The organism is Nonomuraea sp. SBT364 (assembly GCF_001083785.1).
In the GTDB taxonomy this organism is placed as follows: Bacteria; Actinomycetota; Actinomycetes; order Streptosporangiales; family Streptosporangiaceae; genus Nonomuraea.
The window spans coordinates 15,702-37,560 of the sequence record NZ_LAVL01000067.1 but is presented as its reverse complement, the minus strand read 5'-3'; the positions used below and the strand labels follow the sequence as shown (position 1 = coordinate 37,560).

At 72.9% G+C, this 21,859-nt stretch carries 22 protein-coding genes; 8 read left to right on the top strand and 14 right to left on the bottom strand.

Annotated elements, in window-relative coordinates; genetic code table 11:
- Window positions 1–15: 15 nt before the first annotated feature.
- Window positions 16–678 carry a DUF1707 SHOCT-like domain-containing protein gene (locus ADY59_RS26500; protein WP_082310412.1) on the bottom strand — a complete coding sequence of 221 codons (663 nt, stop codon included), beginning with the start codon at window positions 676–678 and terminating at the stop codon, window positions 16–18.
- 154 nt (window positions 679–832) lie between these two features.
- Here ADY59_RS26500 and ADY59_RS26495 point away from each other — a divergent pair, with 154 nt between their 5' ends.
- The gene (locus tag ADY59_RS26495; RefSeq protein ID WP_231618895.1) at window positions 833–2,176 is read left to right on the top strand and encodes an ankyrin repeat domain-containing protein; all 1,344 of its coding nucleotides are present in this window, start codon (window positions 833–835) and stop codon (window positions 2,174–2,176) included.
- Between the two features lie 51 nt (window positions 2,177–2,227).
- Here the strand turns inward: ADY59_RS26495 and ADY59_RS26490 are convergent, their stop codons facing one another.
- Window positions 2,228–3,121, bottom strand: coding sequence for a maleylpyruvate isomerase family mycothiol-dependent enzyme (locus ADY59_RS26490; protein WP_049567071.1), 894 nt, complete (start codon window positions 3,119–3,121; stop codon window positions 2,228–2,230).
- Window positions 3,121–3,678 (bottom strand): sigma-70 family RNA polymerase sigma factor, encoded by a 558-nt coding sequence (locus tag ADY59_RS26485; RefSeq protein ID WP_049567106.1) that lies wholly within the window; start codon window positions 3,676–3,678, stop codon window positions 3,121–3,123. The genes ADY59_RS26490 and ADY59_RS26485 overlap by 1 nt, the downstream gene beginning before the upstream one ends.
- Before the next feature lie 149 nt (window positions 3,679–3,827).
- Here ADY59_RS26485 and ADY59_RS26480 point away from each other — a divergent pair, with 149 nt between their 5' ends.
- The 4 genes from ADY59_RS26480 to ADY59_RS26465 are packed head-to-tail and all read left to right on the top strand — an operon-like array spanning window position 3,828 to window position 8,314.
- Window positions 3,828–4,253: an OsmC family peroxiredoxin gene (locus ADY59_RS26480; RefSeq protein ID WP_049567068.1), complete on the top strand. Its 426-nt coding sequence runs from the start codon at window positions 3,828–3,830 to the stop codon at window positions 4,251–4,253.
- 33 nt (window positions 4,254–4,286) lie between these two features.
- Window positions 4,287–6,407 (top strand): glycogen debranching protein GlgX, encoded by a 2,121-nt coding sequence (gene glgX / locus ADY59_RS26475; protein ID WP_082310411.1) that lies wholly within the window; start codon window positions 4,287–4,289, stop codon window positions 6,405–6,407.
- 30 nt (window positions 6,408–6,437) lie between these two features.
- The gene (locus tag ADY59_RS26470) at window positions 6,438–7,154 is read left to right on the top strand and encodes a pyrimidine reductase family protein (protein ID WP_049567062.1); all 717 of its coding nucleotides are present in this window, start codon (window positions 6,438–6,440) and stop codon (window positions 7,152–7,154) included.
- A complete protein-coding gene (locus ADY59_RS26465; protein ID WP_082310410.1) occupies window positions 7,151–8,314 on the top strand; it encodes an ATP-dependent DNA ligase in 1,164 nt (387 codons plus the stop codon). Before ADY59_RS26470 ends, ADY59_RS26465 begins: the two co-directional genes overlap by 4 nt.
- Here ADY59_RS26465 and ADY59_RS26460 read toward each other — a convergent pair.
- Window positions 8,311–9,531 (bottom strand): beta-ketoacyl-[acyl-carrier-protein] synthase family protein, encoded by a 1,221-nt coding sequence (locus ADY59_RS26460; protein ID WP_269433645.1) that lies wholly within the window; start codon window positions 9,529–9,531, stop codon window positions 8,311–8,313. The two genes, ADY59_RS26465 and ADY59_RS26460, sit on opposite strands and share 4 nt — an antisense overlap.
- Before the next feature lie 99 nt (window positions 9,532–9,630).
- On the bottom strand, window positions 9,631–10,335 hold the full coding sequence (gene pgeF / locus ADY59_RS26455; RefSeq protein ID WP_049567056.1) for a peptidoglycan editing factor PgeF: 705 nt from the start codon (window positions 10,333–10,335) through the stop codon (window positions 9,631–9,633).
- Between the two features lie 72 nt (window positions 10,336–10,407).
- Here pgeF and ADY59_RS26450 point away from each other — a divergent pair, with 72 nt between their 5' ends.
- Window positions 10,408–11,337 carry a U32 family peptidase gene (locus ADY59_RS26450; protein WP_049567052.1) on the top strand — a complete coding sequence of 310 codons (930 nt, stop codon included), beginning with the start codon at window positions 10,408–10,410 and terminating at the stop codon, window positions 11,335–11,337.
- Window position 11,338: 1 nt separating this feature from the next.
- Here the strand turns inward: ADY59_RS26450 and ADY59_RS26445 are convergent, their stop codons facing one another.
- Window positions 11,339–11,926: a GNAT family N-acetyltransferase gene (locus ADY59_RS26445; protein WP_049567050.1), complete on the bottom strand. Its 588-nt coding sequence runs from the start codon at window positions 11,924–11,926 to the stop codon at window positions 11,339–11,341.
- Between the two features lie 145 nt (window positions 11,927–12,071).
- Here ADY59_RS26445 and ADY59_RS26440 point away from each other — a divergent pair, with 145 nt between their 5' ends.
- Window positions 12,072–12,941 (top strand): tetratricopeptide repeat protein, encoded by an 870-nt coding sequence (locus ADY59_RS26440; protein WP_197093864.1) that lies wholly within the window; start codon window positions 12,072–12,074, stop codon window positions 12,939–12,941.
- Here ADY59_RS26440 and ADY59_RS26435 read toward each other — a convergent pair.
- From ADY59_RS26435 to hemG, 7 genes are all read right to left on the bottom strand, one after another.
- Complete coding sequence (locus tag ADY59_RS26435) at window positions 12,907–14,142, bottom strand: low temperature requirement protein A (RefSeq protein WP_049567046.1); 1,236 nt, start codon at window positions 14,140–14,142, stop codon at window positions 12,907–12,909. The two genes, ADY59_RS26440 and ADY59_RS26435, sit on opposite strands and share 35 nt — an antisense overlap.
- 72 nt (window positions 14,143–14,214) lie before the next feature.
- Window positions 14,215–14,616, bottom strand: coding sequence for an RNHCP domain-containing protein (locus ADY59_RS26430; RefSeq protein WP_049567041.1), 402 nt, complete (start codon window positions 14,614–14,616; stop codon window positions 14,215–14,217).
- A gap of 11 nt (window positions 14,617–14,627) precedes the next feature.
- Window positions 14,628–14,987, bottom strand: coding sequence for an RNHCP domain-containing protein (locus ADY59_RS26425; protein WP_049567038.1), 360 nt, complete (start codon window positions 14,985–14,987; stop codon window positions 14,628–14,630).
- Window positions 14,988–15,260: 273 nt separating this feature from the next.
- Window positions 15,261–16,256 (bottom strand): non-homologous end-joining DNA ligase, encoded by a 996-nt coding sequence (ligD, locus tag ADY59_RS26420; protein WP_049567035.1) that lies wholly within the window; start codon window positions 16,254–16,256, stop codon window positions 15,261–15,263.
- Window positions 16,257–16,453: 197 nt separating this feature from the next.
- Window positions 16,454–16,855 carry a peptide-methionine (R)-S-oxide reductase MsrB gene (msrB, locus tag ADY59_RS26415; protein ID WP_049567032.1) on the bottom strand — a complete coding sequence of 134 codons (402 nt, stop codon included), beginning with the start codon at window positions 16,853–16,855 and terminating at the stop codon, window positions 16,454–16,456.
- 327 nt (window positions 16,856–17,182) lie between these two features.
- The gene (gene hemQ, locus ADY59_RS26410) at window positions 17,183–17,893 is read right to left on the bottom strand and encodes a hydrogen peroxide-dependent heme synthase (RefSeq protein ID WP_442937729.1); all 711 of its coding nucleotides are present in this window, start codon (window positions 17,891–17,893) and stop codon (window positions 17,183–17,185) included.
- Entirely contained in the window at window positions 17,890–19,293 is a 1,404-nt protein-coding gene (gene hemG, locus ADY59_RS26405; RefSeq protein ID WP_049567027.1) for a protoporphyrinogen oxidase, read from the bottom strand. Before hemG ends, hemQ begins: the two co-directional genes overlap by 4 nt.
- 106 nt (window positions 19,294–19,399) lie before the next feature.
- Between hemG and ADY59_RS26400 the strand changes: the two genes are divergently transcribed.
- Window positions 19,400–20,380, top strand: coding sequence for a DUF4349 domain-containing protein (locus ADY59_RS26400; protein WP_197093863.1), 981 nt, complete (start codon window positions 19,400–19,402; stop codon window positions 20,378–20,380).
- Window positions 20,381–20,616: 236 nt separating this feature from the next.
- Here the strand turns inward: ADY59_RS26400 and hemE are convergent, their stop codons facing one another.
- Window positions 20,617–21,636: a uroporphyrinogen decarboxylase gene (gene hemE, locus ADY59_RS26395; RefSeq protein WP_049567022.1), complete on the bottom strand. Its 1,020-nt coding sequence runs from the start codon at window positions 21,634–21,636 to the stop codon at window positions 20,617–20,619.
- Window positions 21,637–21,859: the final 223 nt, after the last annotated feature.

Below are 21,859 nucleotides of genomic sequence, written 5' to 3'. Positions count from 1 at the left end.
GTACGGCGCCGGGGGTCAGTAGCCGCGGTCGAGGTGGCGGCGCTCGTTCCAGTCGTCGCCGTGCAGCTCCCGCCAGTGCTCGCGCCAGGCCGACCAGCGGCGCTTGAGCGGCTTGGCCCGGGAGTCGCCGAGCACCTTGACGTCGCCCATCACCGCGTAGGCGTGCACCCGGATCACCGGCGCGCTGGTGCCGGGCGCGGCCTCCTGCACGTCGACGCGCTTGTCACCCATGATGGCCACGCCGTCGAGGTCCACGTTGACCCCGTCGGGGACGATGATCTTGACGTCGCCCATCACCGACACGGCCATGATCTCCACCAGGTCGGTGCGCACCTCGGCCTCGCGCAGGTCGAGCAGCACGTCGCCCATCACGGCCACGGCGCCGAGCTCCTGGTCGATGCGCCAGGTGCCGCGCCGCTTGGTGTCGCCCATGATGCCCACGAACCAGCGCCGCTTCTTGCCCTCGCGCGGCCGGACCTGAGCCGGGGCGGCCGGGGCGGCGGGCAGGTCCTGGGTGAGCAGGGTGAGCTCGGAGTGCGTGGTGGCGGTGTAGGCGGCCTCGGTGCGGTCGGTCAGCTCGGCCAGCGTGAGCCTGCCTTCGACGGAGGCCTCACGCAGCAGCTCCACGACGGCTTCCCGCTCGGCGTCGGAGGCCCGAACCTCCCCAGGGTCAGTCATACTCGCAACATATCGCGTTTGCGGCGGTTTGCGATCCTCCGGGAGGAGGAATCGGCATCCGTCGAACCGTGCAGGCCCTCCTGCGCGTATCAGTTGATGACACGGGCCCCGGCTTGGTCCCGCGGCGCGGCCGGGCCAGGCTAGGGTCCCTGTCATGCATGAGGAACAGCTCTACCGGGCGGCGTTGAACGGCGAGACCGTGACGGTGGGCGAGCTGCTCGCCCAGGGCGCCGATCCCAACGTCGCCAGCGAGGGCGCGGACGAGGAGGGCGGGCTGCCGCTGTGCGCGGCCGCCGCCTGGGACCGGGTGGAGGCCGCCGGGGCGTTGCTGGCCGCCGGGGCCGAGGTCGACGGCCGGGAGAGCGGCGGCTGGACCGCGCTGATGTGGGCGGCGGCCAACGGCAGCTCCGACACGGCCCGGGTGCTGATCGAGGCGGGCGCCGACGCCGACGCCGCCAACGAGTCCGGTGACACGCCGCTGACGCTGGCGGCCCGGCGCGGGGCGCTGGGCGTGGTGCGTGAGCTGCTGGCCGCGGGCGCCGACCCGGAGAGGTTCGACGGCGACGGCGACACCCCGCTCGACATCGCCGCCGACTGGGTGGGCGTGCACCTGGAGAGCGCGCTGCTCGACCAGATCGGGCAGGACGACTGGGAGTACGTGGTCGCGCGGCAGTTCGCCAAGGACGGCACCGAGCTGGTGACGGTGGCGGGCCGCTCGGCCGACGGGTCGCAGACCGAGCAGGTGCAGGCGCAGCGCGGCCACGCGGCGATCGCGACGCTGCTGGAGGACGCGGCAGGCGTCTACACGCCGGTCGACCGGCTGGTGGCGCGCGCGCTGGCGCACCGCGACGTGGACGAGGACGCCGAGACGTGGTGGGCCGTCGCCGACACGCTGGGCAGGCGCGCCGACGACGAGACCTACGACGCGCTGGCGAAGCTGTGCGTGAGCGAGGACGCCCGGGAGCGCGAGTTCGGCGTGGACGCGATCGCCCAGTTCGGCGTGACCGACGAGGGCAAGCCCTACCTGGAGCGGACGCTGCCGCTGCTGCAGAAGATGACCACCACCGAGGGCAACCCGCAGGTGCTGCGCTCGGTGCTGGCCGCGCTCGGCCACCAGGGCGACCCGAGGGCGCTGCCGCAGGTGCTCGACATCATCGGCCGCCCCGATCACAAGCGCACGATGACCGACGCGATCGCGCTGGCCGACGTGCTGCCGCCGGATCACGCGCAGGGGCTGGCGCTGCTCATCGGCATGACCCGCGACGACGACCGCGAGGTGCGCGACTGGGCCACGTCCGGCCTGGCCGGGCTGGACGCCGACACGCCGGAGATCAGGGAGGCGCTCGCGGCGCGGCTCGACGACCCCGACCTGCGTACGGTCGCCGAGGCCACGCGCGGGCTGCGCGCCCGGGGCGACGAGCGGGCCGAGCAGGGCGCCAAGCGGGTGCTGGCGGAGTCCGACGACCCGTACGACGTGGAGCTCGTCACCGAGTCCTGAACGCCCGCCAGCGCCCCCTCAGCGCTTCCTCAGCGCTTCTTCAGCGCTTCCTCAGGGGCCCGACAGGGCGGGGGCGGTGGCGAGCACGTCGCGGGCCAGCGCGTGGTCGCCGGTCAGCTCGGCGGGGAAGCTCGCCGGGTCGCCGCGCCCGCCCAGCAGGAAGCAGAACGCGACGACGTCCGCCGTGATGCTCGCGTCGGGCGCGGCCGGCGGGGCGGCGTCCTCGACGCCGAGCGCGACGTGCCAGTCGCCGCCGCCGGGCCCGGTGAGCGTCACCCGCACGCTGCGACCGGCCGCGTCGAGCCCCGACAGCAGCATCGTCCAGGGCAGCAGCCTGGCGCACAGGTCGGCGACCGGGTGGATGTGGCCGGGCAGCGGGTGCGGCAGGCGGATGCGGGCGGTGCGGGCGGCGTCGTCGGTGTGCACCCACGTCTCCAGCATCCTGGCCAGGACGTGGTCGGCGGCGGGCGCCTCCAGCCCGTCGAGGGTGGCGGGGACGGTGGCGGGCAGGTCCGCCAGGTGGCGGCAGAGCGCGTCGGCCTGGGCCCGCCAGTCCCTCCGGGTCTGTTCGGGGTCGCGGGCGCTCTCGTACGCCTGCACGTGCGCGGTGCGGGTGGCCGAGTCGGTGGCGGTGAGCTCGGGACCCAGGACGGGCGCGCCGACGGAAGCGGCGAGCAGGCCGTCCTTGGCGGCCAGGTGCGCGACGAGTTCCTGGAGCGTCCAGCCTTCGACGATCACGCGGGACCAGTCGTCGTCCACGGCCGAGGCGAGCAGCGCGTCCATGGCGGCCACGCGGCCGGCGTACGGCTGGGCCCAGGGGGCGGTGGGAGCGGCCGGCCGGCGCCGCGCCCTGGCCCCGGCCAGCAGTTGCGGACGCAGCGTGCCCGTGGGCTCCACCGGGTCCTCCAGCAGCGCGTCCAGGTACAGACGCTCGAGCGGCTCCATCACACCTCTTCCTCTGCCAGCGCGTCGGCCAGGCGGCGCAGCGCCAGCCGGATGCGCGACTTGGCCGTGCCCTCGGGCACGCCCAGTTCCTCCCCCACCTGCCGGTACGTCCTGCCGCCGAAGTAGGCGAGCTCGACCACCTGGCGCAGGTTGTCGGGTAACGCCGTGACGGCCTGCCGGACCCGTTCGGCCTCGTCGGCGGCGAGCACCGTGTCCTCCAGCCGGTCCGGCGCCCGTTCGAAGAGCCGGGGGCCCAGCGCGGAGACGCGGCGCCGCTCCTCGGCCCGCACGTGGTCGACGGCGCGGCGGTGCGCGATCGTGGCCAGCCAGGCCCGCAGCGTGCCGCGGCCGGGGTCGTAGGCCAGCGGGCGCTCCCAGAAGATCAGGAACACCTCCTGCGTGATGTCCTCGGCGATCACCCGGTCCCTGGTGACGCGCAGGGAGAGACCGAAGATCAGCGAGGAGAGCCGATCGTAGATCTCCCCGAGCGCGGCCTCGTCGCCGCCGACCACCCGCTGGTGCAGCAGGCGGTCGTCGTACGGTGCCTCCACTGGCACCACACTCCCGTGATCCGGACCTAGGCGGCGGGTGTGCCGCGACCCGAGCATGTCACTATTCGCCGGAAAAGGGCAGACGGATGTCGTGGCCGGGTACGTTCACGGCCCCGGGATAGGATCGGAGATCCACGAACAGAGGGAGCATTCTCATGGCCACCACGCGCACCGCCACGACAGAGTGGAAGGGAGCCCTGATGGACGGTCACGGCACCGTCTCGCTCAACTCGTCCGGGGTCGGCGCGTTCGACGTGTCGTGGGCCTCCAGGTCCCAGGAGGCGGGGGGCAAGACCTCGCCGGAGGAGCTCATCGCCGCCGCGCACTCCGCGTGCTTCTCGATGGCCCTCTCGCACGCCCTGGCGGGCGCCGGCACGCCGCCGGAGTCGCTGCAGACCTCCGCGGACGTCACGTTCCAGCCGGGTGAGGGCATCACCGGCATCGTGCTCAGCGTGCAGGGCCGGGTGCCGGACGTCAGCGCCGGGGAGTTTCAGGAAGCGGCCGAGACGGCGAAGGCGAATTGCCCGGTCAGCAAGGCGCTCGCGGGCACGACGATCACTTTGCGCGCCGAACTCCTGTAGCTGCACCGCGTTCGCGTGCGACAATCGGGTCACATGCGCGAAGTCTGGCCTGGCGAACCCTATCCACTCGGTGGCACCTGGGACGGCGTGGGCACCAGTTTCTCGGTGTTCTCCGAGGTGGCCGAGCGGGTCGAGCTGTGCCTGTTCGGCGACGACGGCTCCGAGGAGCGGATCGACCTGCCCGAGGTCGACGGGTTCGTCTGGCACGGCTACCTGCCCGGGATCATGCCCGGGCAGCGCTACGGCTACCGGGTGCACGGGCCCTACCAGCCGGCCCTGGGCTACCGGTGCAACCCGGCCAAGCTGCTGCTCGACCCCTACGCCAAGGCCGTCGACGGCGACCTGACGTGGAGCGAGGCGCTCTTCCCCTACCACTTCACCGATCCGTCGCGGCCCAACTCGGCCGACAGCGCGCCTTACATGCCGAAGAACGTGGTGATCAACCCGTTCTTCGAATGGGGCAACGACCGCTCGCCGCGGGTCCCGTACCACCAGAGCGTGATCTACGAGGCGCACGTGCGGGGGCTGACGATGCGCCATCCGGGCGTGCCCGAGGATTTGCGGGGGACGTACGCGGGGGTGGGGCATCCGGCGATCATCGACCATCTGGTGTCGCTCGGGGTGACGGCGGTCGAGCTGATGCCGGTGCACCACTACATGCCCGAGCACTTCCTGGTGGCGCGCGGGCTGACGAACTACTGGGGCTACAACACGATGGCCTACCTGGCCCCGCACGGCGGCTACTCCAGCTCCGGGACGCGCGGTGAGCAGGTGCCGGAGTTCAAGGCGATGGTGCGGGCGCTGCACGAGGCGGGTATCGAGGTGATCCTCGACGTGGTCTACAACCACACCGCCGAGGGCGACCACATGGGGCCGACGCTGGGCTTCCGGGGCATCGACAACGCCGCCTACTACCGGCTGCACGACGGCGACCGGCGCTACTACCTGGACTACACCGGGTGCGGCAACTCGCTCAACGTGCGCTCGCCGCACGCGCTGCAGCTCATCATGGACTCGCTGCGCTACTGGGTGCTGGAGATGCACGTCGACGGGTTCCGGTTCGACCTGGCGTCGGCGCTGGCCAGGGAGTTGCACGACGTCGACCGGCTGAGCGCGTTCTTCGACCTGATCCAGCAGGACCCGGTGATCTCGCAGGTCAAGCTGATCGCCGAGCCGTGGGACGTGGGGCCGGGCGGCTACCAGGTGGGCAACTTCCCGCCGCTGTGGACCGAGTGGAACGGCAAGTTCCGCGACACGGTGCGCGACTTCTGGCGCGGGACGCACTCGGCGCTGCCGGAGTTCGCGTCGCGGCTGACCGGCTCGGCCGACCTGTACGAGACGTCCGGGCGGCGGCCGGTGGCCTCGATCAACTTCGTCACCTGCCACGACGGCTTCACGCTGACGGACCTGGTCTCGTACGACCACAAGCACAACGAGGACAACTGCGAGGACAACCGCGACGGCACCGACGACAACCGGTCCTGGAACTGCGGGGCCGAGGGGCCGGTGGAGGATCCGCGCATCGTCGGGCTGCGGCACCGGCAGCGGCGCAACTTCCTGGCGACGCTGTTCCTGTCGCAGGGCGTGCCGATGCTCTCGCACGGCGACGAGCTGGGCCGGACGCAGCGGGGCAACAACAACGCCTACTGCCAGGACAACGAGATCGCCTGGATCGACTGGTCGATGCTGCGCACCGAGTCCGACCTGCTGGCGTTCGTGCGCAGGCTGTCGCAGTTGCGGCGGGAGCATCCGGTGTTCCAGCGGCGGCGCTTCTTCCACGGCCGCCATCCGGACAACGGCCGGCGCGACCTGGTGTGGCTGACGCCCGGCGGGGCGGAGATGTCGGCGGACGACTGGCACATCGGTTACGCCAAGTCGCTCATGGTCTACCTCAACGGCGAGGCGATCACCGAGCCGGGGCCGCGCGGTGAACGGATCGTCGACGACTCGTTCCTGCTGCTGATCAACGCCCACCACGAGGACATGACGTTCACGCTGCCGGGCGAGGAGTTCGGCGGCACCTGGATCCCCGAGCTCGACACCAGCCACGAGACGCTGGAGAGCATGTTCGTCGACGAGGGGTGGCGGCCCGGTGACCTGGTCGCGGTCACCTCCCGCTCGCTGCAGGTGCTGCGCCAGCCCCGGCGTCCATGAGTTGTCGCAGGCGTGTGCCAAGGTAGAGGGGTGCGTCGCATCCATCCCGACATAGAAGACAATCCGGACATCGAACAGGCTTACGCCTACCCCGACCGGCCGTGGCTGCGCCTCAACATGGTGGCCAGCGCCGACGGGGGCGCGTGGGTCGACGGGCTGTCCGGCGGGCTGTCCAGCAAGGGCGACCGGCGTGTCTTCGGGATCCTGCGCGGGCTGGCCGACGTGATCGTGGCGGGCGCCGCCACCGTCCGGGCCGAGGGCTACGGCGCGGTCCACCCGCGCGAGTCGTGGCGCGAGCTGCGGGCGGGCTCGCCCGCCGCGCCGCCCATCGCGGTGATCACCCGCGGCCTCGGCCTCGACCTGGCCGGGCCGCTGTTCGGCGGCGTCAGCCGCACCATCGTCGTCACCTGCGAGAGCGCGCCCGCCGACCGGCGCAAGGCCGCCGCCGAGGTGGCCGACGTGATCGTGGCCGGCGAGGAGTCGGTCGACCTGCCGGCGGCCGTGGCCGCGCTGCACGACCGCGGCCTGACCCGCGTGCTGTGCGAGGGCGGGCCGGTGGTCAACGCCCAGCTCGCGGCCGCCGGGCTGGTCGACGAGCTGTGCCTGACGATCAGCCCGGCGCTGATCGGCGGCGACGCGGCGCGCGTCCTCGACGGCGCGCCCTCACACGTCAAGCTTGAGCTCAGCCAGGTGCTGGAAGAGGAGGGGGTCCTCTTCTGCCGCTACACGAAGGAGTCGGGCCCATGACAGAGCCGACCACGCCCCGGGGGAAGAAGGCGGCCAAGGAGCCGGAGCCGATCCCGGATCTCGACCTGCCCGTGCGCCCGCCCGTGGCGCCGATGCTGGCCAAGCCGGTCAAGGCCATGCCCCGGCAGGACGGCAACCTGTTCTACGAGCCGAAGTGGGACGGGTTCCGCTGCATCGTGTTCCGCGACGGCGAGGAGGTCTATCTCGGCAGCCGCAACGAGCGGCCGTTCACGCGCTACTTCCCCGAGCTGGTGGAGGCGGCCAGGGCGGAGCTGCCCGAGCGGTGCGTGGTCGACGGCGAGATCGTGCTGCCGCGCGGGTCGCAGCTCGACTTCGAGGCGCTCCAGCAGCGCATCCATCCGGCGGCCTCGCGGGTCAAGATGCTGTCGGAGCAGACGCCCGCCTCGTTCGTCGCCTTCGACCTGCTGGCGCTGGGGGACGAGTCGTTCATGGAGACGCCGTTCGCGGAGCGCCGCCGGCGGCTCGTGGAGATATTTCCGGAAAAAGGCGGATCCATCCGCCTCACTCCGGTGACGGCCGACGACAGCCAGGCGGCCGAGTGGTTCGACATGTTCGAGGGCGCGGGGCTCGACGGCATCATCGTCAAGCCCGGCGACCAGCCCTACATCCCCGACAAGCGGACCATGTTCAAGGTCAAGCACGAGCGCACCGCCGACGTGGTGATCGCCGGCTACCGCGAGCACAAGTCCGGCCCCATCGTGGGCTCCATCCTGCTCGGCCTCTACGGCGACGACGGCCGCCTGCACCACGTGGGTGTGGCGGCCTCGTTCCCGATGGCCCGGCGGGCCGAGCTGGTCGAGGAGCTCAAGCCGTACATCGCCGACCTGTCCGAGCACCCGTGGGGGCACTGGGCCGAGCAGGCGACGGCCAACATCGGCCAGCCCGCGGCCGGCCCCGCCACCGGCGGCCAGCGGGTGCCGGGCGCGATCTCGCGGTGGAACGCCAAGAAGGACCTGTCGTTCATCCCGCTGCGGCCGGAGCTGGTGATCGAGGTGGCCTACGACCAGATGGAGGGCGACCGGTTCCGGCACACCGCCCAGTGGCGGCGGCCGCGCCCCGACCGCACCCCGCAGTCGTGCACGTACGAGCAGCTCGAACGGCCCGTCTCCTACGACCTGGACGACATCCTGGCCCGTTAGGCGGTGAAGGCCAGGCTGGTGTTGTGCCCGCCGAAGCCGAAGGAGTTGACCATCGCCGCCCGCCACCGGCCGTGGCGGGGGGCGCCGCCGACGAGGTCGAGCCCGACCTCGGGGTCCGGGTCGTCGAGGTTGCGGATGGCGGGGATCACGCCCTCACGCAGGCTCAGGATCGCGGCGATGGCGCCGAGCGAGCCCGAGGCGCCGCACAGGTGGCCGGTCATCGACTTGACGGCGGTGACGGCCGGGTGGACGCCGACGGCCTCGCTGATCGAGGCGTTCTCCGTCAGGTCGCCGCTCGGCGTGGAGGTGGCGTGGGCGCTGACGTGGCCGATGTCCCGCGGGCCCAGGCCGGCCGAGGCCAGAGCCAGACGGATGGCGCGCACCTGGCCCTCGGGGGCGCCTGCGGTGATGTGGTGGGCGTCGGAGGTGGTGCCCGCGCCGGCGAGCGTGGCGTGCGGGCCGGCGCCGCGCGCCGCCGCGAACCCGTCCCGTTCCAGCACCAGCACGGCCGCGCCCTCGCCGAGCACGAACCCGTCCCGGCCCGCGTCGAACGGCCGCGACGCCTCCTCGGGCGCGCCCGCGTATCTCGACAGCGCTCTGGCCTGGGCGAATCCGGCCAGGGTGAGCGGGTGCACGCACGCCTCGGCACCGCCTGCGACCACCACGTCGGCGCGGCCCAGGCGGATGAGGTCCAGGCCCAGCGCGATCGCCTCGGCCCCGGAGGCGCAGGCGCTCACCGGCGTGTGCGCGCCGCCCCGCGCGCCGAGCTCCATGCTGACCACGGCGGCGCCCGCGTTGGGCATGAGCATCGGCACCGTGTAGGGCGACACCTTGCGCGGGCCGGACGCCTCCAGCAGGTCGTCCTGGGCCAGCAGGGTCAGCACCCCGCCGACGCCGGTGCCGATCACCACGGCCAGGCGCTCAGGCTCCACCTCGGGCGCCCCGGCGTCGGCCCACGCCTCCCGCGCCGCGACCAGGGCGGCCTGCTGACAGCGGTCCAGCCGGCGGGCGGGCACCCGGCCCAGCACCTCGGCCGGGTCGACGCGCATCCGGGCGGCGATCCGCACGGGCAGGTCCACCGCCCAGTCTTCCTCGATCAGCTCGGCGCCGGAGCGCCCTTCCAGCATCGCGGCCCAGGTGGAAGCCACGTCACCACCCAGCGGTGTGGTGGCGCCCAGGCCGGTGACCGAGGCGCCCGCCGTCAACGTGTCATGCACTGCTTGTCCCCCTTCGTCCTGCATTCACGATGTCAGGACGCGTCCGTACGGGGAGGCGTGATGATCGACGAAAAAGTGGCGGCGGATTTGTCGGCGACGCTAGGCGAGCCAGATGAGGCCGGCGAAGCGGCCGGGGTCGTCGCGGCGGTGCGAGTAGAGGTCGGCGGTCTCGATCGTGCAGCGGTCGTCGTGCCGGACGTCGGCGACGCCGGCGGCGCGGAGCTGGGCCTCGATGCCGGCCCGCAGGTCGAGGGCCGGGGTGCCCCAGGAGGTGGTGGAGCGGGTCTGCGGCACGACGGCGGCGACGCGGTCGCGCAGCTCGGCGGGCACCTCGTAGCAGCGGCCGCAGGCGCCGGGGCCGATCAGCGCGGCCATCCGGCCCGGCACCGCGCCCTTGTCGGCCATGGCGGCGACCAGGCCCGCGGCGACGCCGGCCTCGGTGCCGGGGCGGCCGGAGTGGGCGGCGCCGACCAGCCGCGCCACCGGGTCGGCCACGAGCACCGCCGGGCAGTCGGCGCCCAGTGACGCCAGCGCGAGGCCCGGCTCGGTGGTGAACACGCCGTCGACCGGCGGCGGGTCGTCGCCGAACGGCTCGCTCACGTAGGCGATCTCGGCGCCGTGCACCTGGCGCATGAACACGATCGCGCGCACGCCGAGCTCGGCCGCGACGCCCTCGCGGTTGGCGCGCACGGCGGCGGGGTCGTCGCCGGTGAGGCCGCCGAGGTTGCGCGTGCCGTGCGGGCCTGTGCTGACGCCGCCGTGACGGTCGGTGACGGCGACGCGCACGCCGGGGACCAGCTCCATGCCCCGATCCTATGACCCGCCGGGCACGCACCTGAAAGGCTGGATTCCCCCTGTGATGTGAGGAGAGGCACGATGACGAGTCTGGACGACCTGCACGCGCTCATGGCCCGGCTCGGGTACCCGGTGATCCAGGCGGCGCCCGTCTCGGCGGCCCGGTTCGCCGACGGCTCGCCGTACCGGTTCGAGATCCCCAGCGTGGAGGGGCCCGCGGTGCTGGAGGCGGTGGTCGCCGAGGCGGAACGGCTGGGCGTGCCGCTGGAGCGCACCTCGCAGGGCAGCGGCGTGATGATGCTGTCCGACGCGGAGATCACCGCGATGGCGCGGATCGGCGCCGAGCGGGGCATCGAGGTGAACCTGTTCCTCGGGCCGCGCGCCGCCTGGGACATCGGCGGGCAGGCCAAGCTGACGCAGGCGGTGGGCGCGGCGGCGCGCGGCAACGCGATGGTGGCGGCGTGCGTGGCCGACGCGGAGCGGGCCTGCGCGCTGGGCATCCGCAGCCTGCTCGTGGGCGATTTGGGCACGCTGGAGGTGCTGCGGCGGCTCAAGGACGACGGCACGCTCCCGGCGAACCTGGTGCTGAAGACGTCCGTGCTGCTGCCGCTGACCAACGGGCCGACGGCGGCCCTGTTCGAGCGGCTGGGCGCCTCGACGGTCAACGTCGGCACCGACCTCACCGTGCCGCAGCTCGCCGAGATCCGCGCCGCGACCGGCCTGCCGATCGACCTCTATCTGGAGGTGCCGGATGATCAGGGCGGTTTCGTACGGTTCTACGAGGCCGTGGAGATCGTACGGGCCGCCGCGCCGGTCTACCTGAAGATGGGGCTGCGCAACGCGCCCGGCATCTACCCGTCGGGCGGGCACCTCGGGGCGGTGCCCAGGGAGCTCGGGCGCGAGCGGGTGCGCCGGGCCGCCCTGGTGCAGCGGCTGATCGAGCAGCTCGACCCCGAGCTCGCCAAGCGCTCCGGCGACCGCCTGCCCGGGCCCGGCGTGCCGGAGCTGTGAGCTAGGGCCTGCGGCGCGGCGACGAGCCCAGGCCGCCCGGGGCCGAACCGTGCAGGACGAGGTCCGGCGCCCGGCCGAGGCCGAGGTACATGTGCACCTCGTCGAAGCGTTCGCGGCCCACCTCCACGACGTTGGGCAGACGGCCCCACTCGGTGAAGCCGAGCTCCTCGTACAGCTCGATCGCGCCGTGGTTGTTGCCGCGCACGCTCAGCGTGAGCGTCTCCAGGCCGGCGGCGCGGGCGCCGGCGGTGAGCGCCGAGACGACCAGCCTGCCCAGGCCGAGGCCGCGGGCCGACGGGTGGGCCATGATCTTGCCGAGCTCGGCCGAGTGGGCGAACACCGCGAGCGGGGAGCGCCGCCACAGGCCCATCGCCTGGACCGTGCCGTCCACCCGGGCCAGGGCTAGGCGGGCGTCGCCGTCCCTGACGGCCTTCAGGAGGTCCTCCAGCCAGGGGTCGGTCCGCTCGCGGCCGGGGGGCTCCACGAAGCCGATGGCGCCGCCGTGGCCGGCGACGTCGTGCATCACGCGGTGGACGGCGGACTGGAGCTCTTCGTCGGCGGTATCCGGCCAGGTGAGGTCAATGCGCACAGTTGGCCATTATGTCGGGATATTTCAACTTATAGGTGGGCCCGGAAGCGGGGATTCGGACAGCCGGTACGGGCGCCGCCGGAGTGCTCGGATCCGCCGGGAAAAGGCGTCCGGCATCGGCACGCGGCGCGATAGATTTCCGGACATGAGCGAGGGGATCATGCCCGAACTGTCGGAGGCGGCGGCCCAGTCGCGCGCCTCGGTGCTGCGCAGCCGCGCCGAGTCGTACATCGCGCTGGGGCGCCACGACGCCGCGATCGCCGACCTGACCGAGTCGATCGCGCTGGCGCCCGGCAACGCGCGGGCATGGCGGCTGCGCGGGGAGAGCCACCGGATCGTCGAGCGTTACGAGGCGGCCGTGGCCGACTTCGACGAGTCGCTGCGGCTGGAGCCGGACAGCTCCTACGCGCTGGGCTCACGCGGCCAGGCGTACGCCTCGCTCGGCCGGCTGGAGGAGGCCATGGCCGACTTCGAGCACGCGCTGACGCTCTCGCCCGAGTCGCTGTGGATCCTGGAGGCCAAGGCGGACGCGCTGGCCGACCTCGACCGGCTCGACGAGGCGCTGGACGAGCACGCCAAGATCATCGCGCTGAACGAGGAGCTGGCCTACTCGTGGCTGGCCCGCGGCGACCTCTACCAGCGGATGAGCCTCTACGCCGAGGCCATCGCCGACTACGGCCGCGCCCTGGAGGTCGACCCCGGCTACGTCCGTGCGCTGAGCAGGCGCGGCGAGGCGCTGCGCATGATCGACCGCTACGAGGAGGCGCTGGCCGACCTCAACCGGGCCGTCGAGCTCGACCCCGACCACGACCGCGCGCTGGGCAGCCGGGGCGCGGTGCTGAGCGAGCTGGGCGACAACGAGGCAGCGCTGAAGGACCTGAACCGGGCCATCGAGCTCGACGAGGACTACATCTGGGCCTACCGGGTGCGCGGCGAGATCCTTCAGGACCTCGACCGGCACGAGGAGGCGGTCGCCGACTTCACCCGCGCCCTTCACCTGGAGTTCGGCGACTGAACCGCCCGGGCCCTGCGGCGACGGCGGCGACGGTCAGCAGCACGCAGACGGCCGCGATCCCCGCGACGACCGCGGACACCCCCGCCGCCGGTGCCGCGAGCGGCAGGAGCAGGATGGCGGCGGCGCACGCGGGCACGGCGGCCGGATGGGCGACACGCTCGCGCACGACGGGCCCGTGGATCACCCGGAGCAGGACGAGGAACACCGCGGCCGGGATCGCGACCGCGTAACCGATGGACGCCGGCGACGCCGCGACGTCGTGCCCGGTCTGCTCGGCGGCCACCTCCAGCCCGGCGCCGAGCGCCGCCAGGGCCGCGAAGAGGCCGTAATGCCCGTATCCCCACAGGTAGGACAGGTGACGGCGTGCGGCTAGCCCTTCACCGGCGGGCCGCAGGAAGTAGATCCACCACAGCGCGAACAGCAGGACGAGCCCCGAGACGGCCATGACCACCAGGCGGCCGCTCGTCTCGGCCGCTTCGAGCGCGCCCGCGACACCCCTGGTCGCGGCGAGGACGCTCTCGCCCAGCAGGATGATGGTGAACAGCCCGTAGCGTTCGGCGATGTGGTGCGGATGCCAGGTGGTGCCGCCGGCCCGTTCCGCCCAGATCGGCACCGCGAGCTCGGCGACGGCCAGCGCGGCGAAGAGCGGCAGCCGCGCCTCCGGCGGCACGGCGCCCGTCTCGGTGAGGGCGAGACGCAGCACCCAGCCCGCCTGCACGACGGTGATGCCGGCGGCGTAGCGCAGCGCGGTGCGGCGTCCGGCCGGGTCCTCGGCACCGGCGCGCACCCACTGCGCGACCAGCGCGATGCGCATGATGAAGTAGCCGAGCGTGACGGCGCCGAAGTCGGCGTGGTCCGCCGCGGCCGGCACCCCGGCCGCGAGCACCAGCACGCCGCCCATCTGCACCATCGTCAGCAGCCGGTAGGCCACGTCGTCGGTGTCGTAGGCCGAGGCGAACCAGGTGAAGTTCATCCACGCCCACCAGATGGCGAAGAACACCTGGAGGAACGGGACGAGCCCGGCCAGGCCGTGACCGTCGGCGACGTGGTGCGCGAACTCGGCGGTGGCGGCCGCGATCGCCACCACGAACGTGAGGTCGAACAGCAGCTCCAGCTCGCTCGACGCGCGGTGCGGCTCGTCGACCGCCCGCGGGCGCATCCTGGCCCGGATCCCGCCCCGGGCCGGCTCCTGTTCTCCCATGTCACGTCCCTCCCCCGGGAAGGCGTTCCCGAAATGCACGCGTACGGGACCCCGCGGGAAGGGGTCCCGTACTCAGAGCGTGAGCAGCGCCCTGACCGGCAGGCGCCGGTCGGACAGCGGCCGCATCGCGATGCGGAGCAGGGCGAGCGCGTTGTCGTCGCCCGCGATGCGGTTGGCGCTGAGCCCGCCGCAGGACTGGCAGTGGTGGATGATCAGCCACTCGCCGTCCTGCCGCACGGAGACGCTCAGCGCCGCCATGCGACCCCGGCAGCCCGCCCGCCGGTCACCGGGGATCCGGTGGTCGACGTGCAGGCTCGTCAGGCAGTGCGGGCAGTGGTTGCGATGCGCGGTGCCCGGCGCGAGCACGGGCACGTCGAGCCGGCAGCCGACGCATCTGAACGCGTCGCCCGGCTCGCCGTGCCTGACGTCCTTGCGCCGCTGCGGCCTGCGCGGGTCCGGTTTCCTGCGAGGCATGTCCGCTCCCGTCACAGGTCGCCGAACGTTTCCAGCGGAAACGGCGGCTGAGCGAGCGGGCGTACGGCCATGCGCATGAGGATGAGCTGGTTGTCGTCGCCGGAGATCGGGTTGGACGTCAGCTCACCGCACCGGGTGCAGCGATGGATGACCATCCAGTCGCCGCTGCGCAGCACCGCGATCGAGATCGGGGTCATGCGCGCCCGGCACCCGGACGGCCCGCCTTCGGCACGGTCGAGGACGTGCAGCGAGTGCAGGCAGCTCGGACAGTGGTTGCGCCGGGCCCCGTCGGGCCCCGCGGCGGTCACGGTCAGCCCACAGCGGACGCACGCGAACGTGTCGGTGACGGTACGGATCTTGTTGTTGGACACCCTGGGTTCTCCTTGCCGGAATGGTGAAGAAAGAGCAGCAAGGAAGCGCCGTGCGGGCCTCGCCCCAGGTCAGGGGCAGATGCGGATGACGGTGTGACGAGGCGCGCATGGCGCGGGCCGGAACATAAACCCCTTACCTTCCCCAGGGCGGCGAAGCCCGAAGTTCGACGACAGCGGCGAGCGTAACGCCGGGGCGCCGGGGATCGCCAGCGAATTATCGGTGACGCCCCGGGTGGTGCCCGCCGACCGGATGGCGGGCCGCGGCCCGTGACGTCAGTCGCGGGCCTTGCTGGGCTGGACGCGCTTGGGCTCGCCGGGCATCTTCGGATAGTTGGGCGGATAGGGCATGTCGCCCCGCCCGTCCTTCTCGTACAGCTCCAGCAGCGGCTCGATGGAGTGGACCCGGTCGTCGATCGCGGCGTGCACGTCGCCGAGCTCCGCGAAGCGGGCCGGGACGGTGCGGATGTCGAAGTCGCGCGGGTCGGCGTCGGCCAGCTCGTCCCAGGTGAGCGGCGTGGAGACGGGGGCGTGCGGCTGGGCGCGCACCGAGTAGGCGCTGACGACGGTGCGGTCGCGGGCGTTCTGGTTGAAGTCGATGAAGACGCGCTCGCCCCGCTCCTCCTTCCACCAGGCGGTGGTCACCAGGCCGGGGTCACGCGCCTCGACGGCCCTGGCCAGCGCGATGCCGGCGTGGCGCACCTGGACGAAGTCCCAGCGCGGCTCGATGCGGACCGCGATGTGCGCGCCCCGGTTGCCGGACGTCTTGACGAAGCCGGTCATGCCGAGCTCGTCGAGCACCTCGCGGGTCAGCCCGGCGGCCCGGCGCACCGCGTCGAACTCCAGCCCCGGCTGCGGGTCGAGATCGACGCGCAGCTCGTCGGGGTGCTCGACGTCGGCCGCGCGCACCTGCCACGGGTGGAAGTCGATGGTGCCGAGGTTGGCGCAGTAGGCGACCGCGGCCACCTCCGTCACCCGCAGCGAGTCGGCCGTGCGCCCGCTGGGGAAGGTGACGGTGACCGTGCGGAGCCAGTCGGGATGCTTGGCCGGCATCCGCTTCTGGTAGATGGCCTCGCTCTGCACCCCGTCGGGGTGCCGCTTGAGGTTGGTCGGCCGGTCCTTGAGCGCGCGCAGCACGCCGCCGCCCACGCTCACGTAGTATTCGACCAGCTCACGCTTGGTGGCGCCGATCTCCGGGAAGTAGACCTTGTCGGGGTTGGTGACCTTGACGGTCCGCTCCCCCACCTCAAGCTCGATGTACGGCGATGCCATGCGTCACAACCTACCCGGCGGCTCCGACAGAACGCCGCCTCACCGCACCCGTACGCGGGTCTTGGCACAGACGTCGCAACGCTGGGTGACAACGCGGCCGATCGTCTCGATCGTCACCCAGCGGTGACGAAGGTGGACAGGGCGCACGGGCAATTTTTACCCTGGCCTGGCGATCGATACGCGGTGTCGCCGGACGATCACTGCGAGGGGTCGAGCCGGAGCGACACCGAGTTGATGCAGTAGCGCTCGTCGGTCGGCGTCGGATAGCCCTCGCCGCGGAACACGTGCCCCAGGTGGGAGTCGCAGCGGGCGCAGCGCACCTCGGTGCGCACCATGCCGTGGCTGCGGTCCTCGATCAGCGTGACCGCGTCGTTCCCCGACGGCTCGTAGAAGCTGGGCCAGCCGCAGTGCGACTCGAACTTCGTGCCGGAGGTGAACAGCTCGGCCCCGCACGCGCGGCACGCGTAGACGCCCTCGGCCTTCGTGTCGACGTACTCGCCGGTGAAGGCCGGCTCGGTGCCGGCCTGCCTGAGCACGCGGAACTCCTCAGGAGAGAGCTGGACCCGCCACTCGGCCTCGCTCTTGACCACCTTGTCCATACGACCAGGGTACGAGATACGGCAAAAGGAGATCTCCACAGGGGGAAGCATCCAATCTGGGGCGAACTTGCGTCTTTGTCGACAAGGGGGTGTCATCGCCTCCTCCATGGGGTGAGATCACTCGCAGGATCGCCCGAGCGGCACAGCCCACGCCCGTGCTGGCGCCGCCGGCGATCACCCGGCCGGCCGGGTGGCGCGCCAGCGCCCGGAACGGCTCGCGAGCGGTCTCGTGAAGCCCGTCCCGTCGAGCCCCCGGTCCCGCCACCGAGGCGGCTCCGGGACGGGCCCCCATCCGGTCCGCCCGGCACGCGGCCGTACGCGCGCCGCTCAGGGCAGGGCGTTGACGAGCTCCTGGACGGGCTTGCGGACGCCGGTGTAGAAGGGGATCTCCAGCCGGGTGTGGCGGCGGGCCTGGGCGGCGCGCAGCTCGCGCATCAGGTCGACGATGCGGTGCAGCTCGTCGGCCTCGAAGGCGAGCATCCACTCGTAGTCGTTGAGCGCGAAGCACGCCACCGTGTTGGCCCGCACGTCGGGGTAGCCGCGCGCCATCCGCCCGTGCTCGGCGAGCATGGCGCGGCGCTCGGCGTCGTCCAGCAGATACCACTCCAGGGAGCGCACGAACGGGTAGACGCTGACGAACGCCCTCGGCTCCTCCTCGGCGAGGAACGCCGGGATGTGCGACTTGTTGAACTCGGCGGGCCGGTGCAGCGCCATCGCCGACCAGACGGGCGTGCTGTGGCGGCCCAGGCCGGTGCGGCGGAAGCGGGAGTAGACGTCCTGCAGGTCCTCGGCCGAGGAGGCGTGCCACCAGAACATGTAGTCGGCGTCGGCCCGGAACCCGGCGACGTCGTAGAGCCCCCGGGTCACCACGTCCTTGCCGGCCGCCTGCTCCAGGAGCTCCTCGACCTCGTCGGCGATGTTCTCCCGGCTGCCGGGGACCGGGTCGGCCGCCTTGAACACCGACCACATCGTGTAACGGATCACCTGGTTGAGATCGCGGGCCTTCGGCCGCGTCGTGCCCTCTGTCATGCCTGTCATTCTCCTCCCCTGGCCAGATGGTCGAGAATCCGGGAGGCGGCCGTGCGGGCGGTGGCGACGCAGGCCGGGATGCCGAGCCCGTCGTAGGCGGCGCCGCACACGGCGAGTGCGGGCTGCCCGGCCACCGCCGCGTGCACGCGGGCGACCCGGTCGAGATGGCCCACGTTGTACTGCGGCAGGCCGCCGCCCCAGCGGGTGACGCGGGTGTCGACGGGCAGCTCGCGGACGCCCATGACCTCGGCCATCTCGGCCTGGGCGAGCGCCACCAGGTCGGCGTCGTCACGCTGGAGCAGGTGCTCCTCGCCGACGCGGCCGATGGAGCAGCGCAGGATCACCAGGTCGCGCGCCAGGTGCGGCCACTTGACGGAGCTGAACGTGACGGCCTTGACGGCCCGCCCCTCGACCGGCGGGACGAGGTAGCCGCTGGTGGACGGCGGCTCGGGGAACGCGGCGGTCGTGTAGGCGAGGGTGACGACGGCCATGCTGGCGTACTCGATCCTGGCCAGCTCGCTCGCCGCCTTGGGCACCTCGGCCCTGAGCAGCCGGCTCGCGGCCGGCCCCGGCACGGCGACGACGACCGCGTCGGCCTCGATCACCTCGGGCCTGGGCACCGGCCCGGTGACGAGCCGCCAGCCCTGCTCGGTGCGGGTCAGCTCGCGTACGGTGACGCCGGTCCTGATGTCGGCCCCCGACGCCTTGGCCACGGCCTCGGGCAGGCTGCCGACGCCGTTCCTGAGCGAGGTGAAGACCGGGCCGGCGCCCTTGGGCGCCTCCTGGGTGATCTGCCGGGCGGCGGCGAGCAGGGAGCGCTCGGACCGGGCGGCGGCGGCCACCCTCGGCATCGTGGCCTCCAGCGACAGCATGTCGGCGCGGCCCGCGTAGACGCCGCCGAGCAGCGGCTCCACCAGCCGTTCGACGATCTCGGCGCCCATCCTGGCGCGGATGTAGGCGGCGACGGACACGTCGGTGCGCACGAGGGTGGCGGGCAGGATCTGGTCGAGCGGCACCCGCAGCAGTCCGGCGGGCGAGACGATGCCGGATCTGGCCAGCTCGGTCAGGTCGCCGGGCACGCCCATGAACTGGCCCTTGGGCAGCCGCCGCAGCGTGCCCCTGGTGTAGACGGCCGACCCGGCGGAGCCGGGGGTGACCAGGTCGTCGCCGAGGCCGACGGCCCTGGCGAGCTCCTTGCCCTCGGGCCGCCTGGCCAGCATGGACTCGGCGCCCGCGTCGACGCTGACGCCGGCGACCTCGGACGCGTACAGCTTGCCGCCGATCCGGGACGCGCCGTCGAGGACCGTCACCTTGACGCGCTCGCCCGCGCCCTGCCTGAGGTGCCAGGCGGCGGCCAGCCCGGAGATCCCGCCACCGATGACGACCACGTGTGCCTGTTTGCCTGCCACGTTCCAGACGCTACCGTCTCCCCCGCGTGGCCCGCCTTCCGGGGCGTGTGACCGTACCGTGACGCGATGGTTCAAACCGGCGCGCGGAGGGACCCGTCTTAGGGGCATGAGGAGATCGCAGATCGTGCTCACGGCCGCCTGCGCGGCGCTGTTCCTGTCCGGGTGCGGCGGGGCTGCGGAGATGAACGGGGCCTCCGCCCCGATGGCGCAGACCGACTCCGTCGAGGCGCAGCCGCGGGAGATCGCGGCCGAGGAGGCCCCCACCTCGGCGCGGGCCACGCAGGCCGCCAAGCGTCCCGCGAACCTGGCCTCGGGCGTCGAGGTCACCCAGCAGGACCGCCAGGTGATCTACACGGCCAGCATGACGGTGCGGGCCGAGAACGTCACCGTCGCCGCCCAGCAGGCCAAGCAGACCGTCACCACGGCGGGCGGCTACCTGGCCAAGGAGGAGAGCAGGTCGGCCGACGACGCCAGGGCGTCGGCGCTCCTGGACTTCAAGATCCCGCCCGCCCGCTACGCCGATGTGCTGGCCACGCTGGGCAAGGACCTGGGCAAGCAGCTCAGGCTGGAGCAGGGCACCGAGGACGTCACGCTGAAGGTCGCCGACGTGGAGAGCCGGCTGAAGTCGGCCGGGCAGGCCCTCGACTCGCTGCGCGCGCTGCTGAAGCGGGCCGACACGATCGGCCAGGTGCTGCAGGTGGAGCGGGAGATCGCCGGCCGCGAGGCGGACCTGGAGTCGCTGCAGGCCCAGCAGAAGGAGCTGGCCGCCCAGGTCGGCATGGCCTCGCTGTCGCTGCGGCTGGTCGGCCCGGTCGCGGTGGTCGAGGAGCCGTCGGACGAGCCCGCCGGTTTCCTGGGCGGGCTGAAGAACGGCTGGAAGGGGCTGGTGTCCTTCGTGAAGGTGCTGCTCACCGCGCTGGGCACGGTGCTGCCGTGGCTGGTCGTGGTGGTGCCGCCGCTCGTGCTGGCGATCATCCTGCTGCGGCGGCGGCGTCGCTCCGGGGGCGGCGGCTCCGGCGGCGCGGGCGGCCCCGGCGGCCCGGAACCCACGCCCGTCCAGCCGGTGAAGGACGCCGCGCCCGCGTGACCGTCGCTCCTCGTCGGCGCACGCTCGTGAGCCGCCCTCGGCGGGGGCCCTACAATACTCAGTACGTCGAAGCATGGGCACAGCGTTCGGCGGATCGGCCGCGGGCGGAGCTCACCGCGACGCAGGCGGTCATCCCGGCGGGGGCGGGGACGGGTGCCGGCGGTCGCCCAGGCGCAGCGGGGGCGGCGACCGCCGGCATGATCCCGCCGGCGGTGGTGCCGCTGCGCCCGCCCGGTCTAGCTGCTCTCGTGAACCAGGTCGGTCAGGCGCTTGAGCTGGTCGGGGTCGGTGTTGGGGAGCACGCCGTGGCCCAGGTTGAACACGTGGCCCTCGGCGGCCGCGCCCTCGCGCAGGACCTCGCGCGCCTTGCGCTCGACGACCTCCCAGGGGGCCAGCAGGATCGCCGGGTCGAGGTTGCCCTGCAGAGCCTTGCCGGGCCCGACCCTGCGGGCCGCCTCGCCGAGCGGCACCCGCCAGTCGACGCCCACCACGTCGGCGCCCGCCTCGCCGAGCACGCCGAGCAGCTCGCCGGTGCCGACGCCGAAGTGGATGCGCGGCACGTCGGGCAGGCCCTCGAAGATGCGGCGGGTGTGCGGCAGGATGAACTCGCGGTAGTCGGCCGGCGCCACCGCGCCCACCCACGAGTCGAACAGCTGGATCGCCGAGGCGCCCGCGGCCACCTGGATGCGCAGGTGCTCCAGCACGATGTCCGTCAGCCGCGCCATGAAAGCGTGCCACAGCCGCGGCTCGCCGTACATCATGGCCTTGGTGCGGTCGTGGTTCTTCGACGGGCCGCCCTCGATGAGGTAGGAGCCGAGCGTGAAGGGCGCGCCGGCGAAGCCGATCAGCGGGGTGCCGCCGAGCTCGCCGGTCAGCGCCCGGATGGCCTCGGTCACGTACGGGACGTCGCCGGGCTCCAGGGGGCGCAGCGCCTCCAGGCCGCGGGCGTCGCGGATCGGGTCGGCCACGACGGGGCCGACGCCCGGCTTGATGTCGAGGTCGACGCCGATGGCCTTGAGCGGCACGACGATGTCGCTGAAGAAGATGGCCGCGTCGACGCCGTAGCGGCGGACCGGCTGCATGGTGATCTCCACGATCAGGTCGGGCGTGGCGCAGGCGGTCAGCATCGGCACGCCCTCGCGGACCTTCAGGTATTCGGGCAGCGAACGCCCGGCCTGCCGCATGTACCAGACGGGGGTGTGCGGGACGGGCTGACGGCGGCAGGCACGCAGGAACGCTGAGTCGGCGAGATTCACCCCTCAAGGGTGCCATGCGGCGGCCTCGCCCCCGCCACCGGAAGGCGGTGTCGGAAAAGTATGCCTGGCGCGCCCCAATTCATGATCAGATAGCGGAATGCATGTTTACCGGCCGGCCCGGCGTCGGCGTCCCACCCGGGTCGCGCACACCCCATGGGCGACCAGAGAGGCGGTCTCGGCTGGGCCAAAACTTCGCAAACGCACCGCGCGGCATCGATTCAGC

What these genes read in the sequence shown, in the direction of transcription:
- ligD (WP_049567035.1), bottom strand. Translation starts at nt 16,256, where the DNA reads ATGGCATCGCCGTACATCGAGCTTGAGGTGGGGGAGCGGACCGTCAAG.
- msrB (WP_049567032.1), bottom strand. Translation starts at nt 16,855, where the DNA reads ATGGACAAGGTGGTCAAGAGCGAGGCCGAGTGGCGGGTCCAGCTCTCT.
- ADY59_RS26400 (WP_197093863.1), top strand. Translation starts at nt 19,400, where the DNA reads ATGAGGAGATCGCAGATCGTGCTCACGGCCGCCTGCGCGGCGCTGTTC.
- ADY59_RS26495 (WP_231618895.1), top strand. Translation starts at nt 833, where the DNA reads ATGCATGAGGAACAGCTCTACCGGGCGGCGTTGAACGGCGAGACCGTG.
- ADY59_RS26480 (WP_049567068.1), top strand. Translation starts at nt 3,828, where the DNA reads ATGGCCACCACGCGCACCGCCACGACAGAGTGGAAGGGAGCCCTGATG.
- ADY59_RS26430 (WP_049567041.1), bottom strand. Translation starts at nt 14,616, where the DNA reads ATGCCTCGCAGGAAACCGGACCCGCGCAGGCCGCAGCGGCGCAAGGAC.
- glgX (WP_082310411.1), top strand. Translation starts at nt 4,287, where the DNA reads ATGCGCGAAGTCTGGCCTGGCGAACCCTATCCACTCGGTGGCACCTGG.
- ADY59_RS26450 (WP_049567052.1), top strand. Translation starts at nt 10,408, where the DNA reads ATGACGAGTCTGGACGACCTGCACGCGCTCATGGCCCGGCTCGGGTAC.
- ADY59_RS26465 (WP_082310410.1), top strand. Translation starts at nt 7,151, where the DNA reads ATGACAGAGCCGACCACGCCCCGGGGGAAGAAGGCGGCCAAGGAGCCG.
- ADY59_RS26490 (WP_049567071.1), bottom strand. Translation starts at nt 3,121, where the DNA reads ATGGAGCCGCTCGAGCGTCTGTACCTGGACGCGCTGCTGGAGGACCCG.
- pgeF (WP_049567056.1), bottom strand. Translation starts at nt 10,335, where the DNA reads ATGGAGCTGGTCCCCGGCGTGCGCGTCGCCGTCACCGACCGTCACGGC.
- ADY59_RS26500 (WP_082310412.1), bottom strand. Translation starts at nt 678, where the DNA reads ATGACTGACCCTGGGGAGGTTCGGGCCTCCGACGCCGAGCGGGAAGCC.
- ADY59_RS26435 (WP_049567046.1), bottom strand. Translation starts at nt 14,142, where the DNA reads ATGGGAGAACAGGAGCCGGCCCGGGGCGGGATCCGGGCCAGGATGCGC.
- hemQ (WP_442937729.1), bottom strand. Translation starts at nt 17,893, where the DNA reads ATGACAGGCATGACAGAGGGCACGACGCGGCCGAAGGCCCGCGATCTC.
- ADY59_RS26440 (WP_197093864.1), top strand. Translation starts at nt 12,072, where the DNA reads ATGAGCGAGGGGATCATGCCCGAACTGTCGGAGGCGGCGGCCCAGTCG.